The sequence below is a fragment of the Nocardioides sp. P5_C9_2 genome, assembly GCF_054049555.1.
This window is the reverse complement of sequence record NZ_JBFUMD010000348.1, coordinates 1-4,262: the sequence shown is the minus strand read 5'-3', so window position 1 is coordinate 4,262 and position 4,262 is coordinate 1. Positions and strand designations below refer to the sequence as shown.

Annotated in this window: 4 protein-coding genes and 1 pseudogene; 4 read left to right on the top strand and 1 reads right to left on the bottom strand. The window is 74.0% G+C overall.

What is annotated here, in order from left to right; translation table 11 throughout:
• Positions 1-471: pseudogene (locus tag ACXJKL_RS15750) on the top strand (RNA polymerase subunit sigma-24); the annotation flags it as partial.
• Here the strand turns inward: ACXJKL_RS15750 and ACXJKL_RS15745 are convergent.
• Positions 465-992 carry an inorganic diphosphatase gene (locus tag ACXJKL_RS15745; RefSeq protein WP_457207976.1) on the bottom strand — a complete coding sequence of 176 codons (528 nt, stop codon included), beginning with the start codon at positions 990-992 and terminating at the stop codon, positions 465-467. The pseudogene ACXJKL_RS15750 and the gene ACXJKL_RS15745 sit on opposite strands and share 7 nt — an antisense overlap.
• A 121-nt stretch (positions 993-1,113) precedes the next feature.
• On the opposite strand from ACXJKL_RS15745, the gene dacB reads away from it, so the two are divergent.
• The 3 genes from dacB to tilS all read left to right on the top strand — a co-directional run.
• Complete coding sequence (dacB, locus tag ACXJKL_RS15740; RefSeq protein WP_457207975.1) at positions 1,114-2,586, top strand: D-alanyl-D-alanine carboxypeptidase/D-alanyl-D-alanine endopeptidase; 1,473 nt, start codon at positions 1,114-1,116, stop codon at positions 2,584-2,586.
• Positions 2,587-2,627: 41 nt separating this feature from the next.
• Complete coding sequence (locus ACXJKL_RS15735) at positions 2,628-3,683, top strand: zinc-dependent metalloprotease (RefSeq protein WP_457207974.1); 1,056 nt, start codon at positions 2,628-2,630, stop codon at positions 3,681-3,683.
• Between the two features lie 7 nt (positions 3,684-3,690).
• On the top strand, positions 3,691-4,262 hold a 572-nt coding region (gene tilS, locus ACXJKL_RS15730), incomplete at its 3' end, for a tRNA lysidine(34) synthetase TilS (protein ID WP_457207973.1).

Genomic DNA, 4,262 nt, shown 5'->3' with positions numbered 1-4,262 from the left:
GCCGTGGACCAGTCCGAGGCGGCGGTGCGCCAGGTGGCGCACCGGGCCCGCGCCCACGTGCTCGCCCGCCGGCCGCGCTCGACGGCCACCGTCGCCGAGCGGGACGCGGTCATCGCGCGCTTCCGGCGGGCCACCGAGACCGGCGACCTGCAGGGCCTGATGGACGTGCTCGCGCCCGACGTGGTGCTGATGAGCGACGGCGGTGGCAGGGTCCGGGCGGCCCTCAAGCCGATCCGCGGGCGCGACAAGGTGCTGCGCTTCCTCGCCGGGATCGCCCCCGACGCGCTCGAGCTGGTGCCGGTGTGGCTCAACGGCGCGCCGGCGGTCCAGTTCGTCGTCGGCGGCGAGCGCGACGGCGTGGGCACGATGCTCGTCGAGGATGGCGCCGTCACCCGGCTCTACCTGGTGCGCAACCCCGACAAGCTGGGCTCGGTGGCCGAGCCCGTCGCGCTCACCCGCTGGGCTCAGTAGCCCTCGGCCTTGGCCCGGTCGAAGGACGCGCGGACCTCGGCCTCGGCCTCGGCGCGGCCGACCCAGTTGGCGCCCTCGACGGACTTGCCGGGCTCGAGGTCCTTGTAGACCTCGAAGAAGTGCTGGATCTCGAGCCGGTCGAACTTGGAGACGTCGCCGATGTCCTGGAGGTGCTGGAGACGCGGGTCGTGCGAGGGCACGCACAGGACCTTGTCGTCGCCGCCGGCCTCGTCGGTCATGCGGAACATGCCGATCGCGCGGCACTCGATGAGGCACCCCGGGAACGTCGGGGCCTGGAGCAGCACGAGCGCGTCGAGCGGGTCGCCGTCCTGGCCGAGGGTGTTCTCGATGTAGCCGTAGTCCTCGGGGTAGGCGGTCGAGGTGAACAGCATGCGGTCGAGCCGCAGGCGTCCGGTCTTGTGGTCGACCTCGTACTTGTTGCGCGAGCCCTTCGGGATCTCGATCAGCACGTCGAAGAGCAGCTGTGAGGAGTCGGACGGGCGGACGTCGCTCTCGGTGATCTCGTCGCGGACGTCGTCGGCTACCTGCTCGTCGGGCACTGTTCTCTCCTGGGGCGTTGGGTGATCGGCGGCCAGTGTCGCGCACAATGGCCCCCGACGGCCAAAGTGAAGGGGAAATCGCGTGCCACGTGACCGACGCCACTCTCCCTCGCCGACCGGTCCGGGACGTGTCGCCCACTGGCTCCCGACCCTGCTGGTGCTGGCCCTCGTGGCTGCGGCCTTCGCGTCGTACCGGCTCGGCCTCGGCCCCCGCTACCTCCCGTGGCTCTCGGTGGACCCGGTGGCYGAGCCGGCCGCGATCGCGCCGCCGGCCGGCGTCGCGCTGCCCGAGTGGGCCGTCCCAGCGCCCGTCTCGGCCGTCGTCCCGCCCGCCGAGCGCGGTCACGTCGACCCGGCCGCCGTGGCCGCCGCGCTCGCCCCCGGGCTGCGTGACAAGGACCTCGGGCGGCACGTCGTGGCGGCGGTCGGCGACCTCAGCGGCGACGGACCCGCCTGGACGTACGGCGAGGGCGCGGTGATCCCGGCCTCGACGACCAAGCTGCTCACCAGCACGGCCGCGCTCGAGCTCCTCGGGCCCGATGCGCGCTTCGAGACCCGCGTCCTGCGCGGGGCCACCCGCCGGGACCTGGTGCTCGTCGGCGGGGGAGACCCCTACCTCGCGAGCCGACCGCTGACCCCCGAGGAGGCGGAGTCGACCTACCCCGAGCGCGCGGACATCGTCACCCTCGCCCGCGACGTCGCGGCCACCCTGGCCCCCGGGCAGCGGGTGCGCGTGCAGTACGACGACGGCCTGTTCACCGGCCCGAGCGACAACCCGCGGTGGCGGGCCGACTACGTGCCCGACGACATCGTCAGCCCGATCACCGCGCTCTGGGTCGACCGGGGGGCCTCGCCGACCGGCTACGGCTACTCCGACGACCCGAGCGCCACCGCCGCCGAGACCTTCGCGGCCGCCCTGCGCGACGCGGGGGTGCGCGTGGTGGGCGGCCCGGTCCCCACGGCGGCACCGAGCGGCGCGACCGAGGTCGCCGGCGTCAGCAGTGCCCCGGTCGGCGACATCGTCGAGCACCTCCTCGAGGTCAGCGACAACGAGGCCGCAGAGGTCCTCGCCAGACACGTCGGGCTGGCGGTGAGCGGGCGGGGGTCCTTCGAGGGCGGCTCGGCCGGAGTCATGGAGACACTGCGGGGACTCGGCATCGACACCGGAGCCGACGTCATCCACGACGGCTCGGGGCTCTCGCGCCTCAACCGGGTGTCCTCGACGACCCTGCTCCAGGTGCTCCAGACGGCCGCCGCGCCGGCCCACCCCGAGCTGCGGTCGGTGCTCACCGGCCTGCCGGTCGCCGGCTTCACCGGCTCGCTGGCCTACCGCTTCGACACCGGCGCCCCCGAGGGACCGGGTCGCGTGCGCGCCAAGACCGGCACCCTGAGCAACGTCCACTCCCTCGCCGGGGTCACCACCGACCGCGAGGGCACCGCGATGGCCTTCGTGGTGGCGGTGGACCGGGCCAGGGAGGAGGACAAGCTCGACGCCCAGCAGGCCGTCGACCACCTCGCCGCGGACCTGGCCGCCTGTCGCTGCAGCGCCGGCTGAGTCGTCGCGGCCCGGGTGGGTCGCCGGGCTAGGGTCGCCCCATGACGACAATGGTCGACTGGGACTTCGCCGTGAACCTCGGCGCCAAGGTGGCCGGTGACGGTCCCGAGGTGACGCCCGAGGCCGCAGCGGCCGCGGTGACCGAGCTGCGGGACGACGCCGGTCGCTCCACCGCGCTGGTGCGCGACTTCACCGGGCTGGTGGCGCAGGGCTACTCCGCGCCGGTGCTCGTCGTCGACCGGCGCGGCTGGGTGCAGGCCAACGCCGACGGCTTCGCCCGCATCCTGGACCCGCTCGTCACCCGGCTGACGGAGAAGAAGGGCACGCCCCACGGCCTGTCGCTGGCCATCGGGTCGCGCGTCACCGGCGCGGAGGTCGGCCTGATGCTCGGCTTCCTGGGGACCAAGGTGCTCGGCCAGTTCGACCCGTTCCACGGCCTCGCCGAGGACGGCGACCCGGCGGGCGCTACCGACACCGGCCGCCTGCTCCTGGTCGCCCCCAACATCGTGCACGTCGAGCGCGAGCTCGGTGTCGACCCGACCGACTTCCGGCTCTGGGTCTGCCTCCACGAGGAGACGCACCGCGTCCAGTTCACCGCGGTGCCGTGGATGCGCGACCACCTCTATGCCGAGATGCTCGCCCTCACCAGCACGGTGGAGCCCACGCGGATGATGGACGACGTCGTACGCCGCGTCTCCGAGGCCGTCCGCGGCGGCGGTGGCAGCCTCCTGGACGTGATGGGCACCCCGGAGCAGAAGGAGATCCTGGACCGGATCACCGGAGTGATGTCGCTGCTCGAGGGCCACGCCGACGTGGTGATGGACGGGGTGGGGCCTTCCGTGATCCCCACCGTCGACCGGATCCGCGCCCGCTTCGACGAGCGGCGCAAGGGCGTCGGCACCCTCGACCGGATCCTGCGCCGGCTGCTCGGCCTCGACGCCAAGATGGCGCAGTACCGCGACGGGGCCGCCTTCGTGCGCCACGTCGTCGACAAGGTCGGCATGGACGACTTCAACGCCGTCTGGGCCGAGCCGGCACACCTCCCGAGCAAGTCCGAGATCGGTGACCCGGACTCCTGGATCACCCGGGTCCTCTGAGGGTCGCGTGAGCCTGCACCCCGCGATCGCTGCCGTACGCCGCGGCGTGCGCGGCGTCCTCGGCGACCTGCCGGCCGGATCCACGGTGCTGGTGGCGTGCAGCGGCGGCGCCGACTCGCTGGCCCTGCTGAGCGCCGCCGTCTTCGAGGGCCACAAGCGTGCCCAGCGGGTCATCGGCGTGACCGTCGACCACGGGCTGCAGGCCGGCTCGGCCGACCAGGCCGCCCGGGTCGTGGAGCAGATGGCCGGCCTCGGGGCCGACGAGACGATGACGGCCACGGTCGTCGTCGACGCCGCGGGACTCGGCCCCGAGGCGGCCGCCCGGGAGGCCCGGTACGCCGTCCTCGAGGAGGTGGCCGCCCGCACCTCGGCCGCGGTGGTGCTGCTGGGCCACACCCTCGACGACCAGGCCGAGACGGTGCTGCTGGGCCTGGCCCGCGGCTCCGGCGGACGGTCCCTGGCCGGGATGCGGCGGGGGTTCGACGTCTTCGCCCGCCCGTTGCTCGACGTACGCCGCGACGACACCGTCACCGCCTGCCAGGTCGAGGGCCTGCGGTCGTGGGAGGACCCGCACAACAC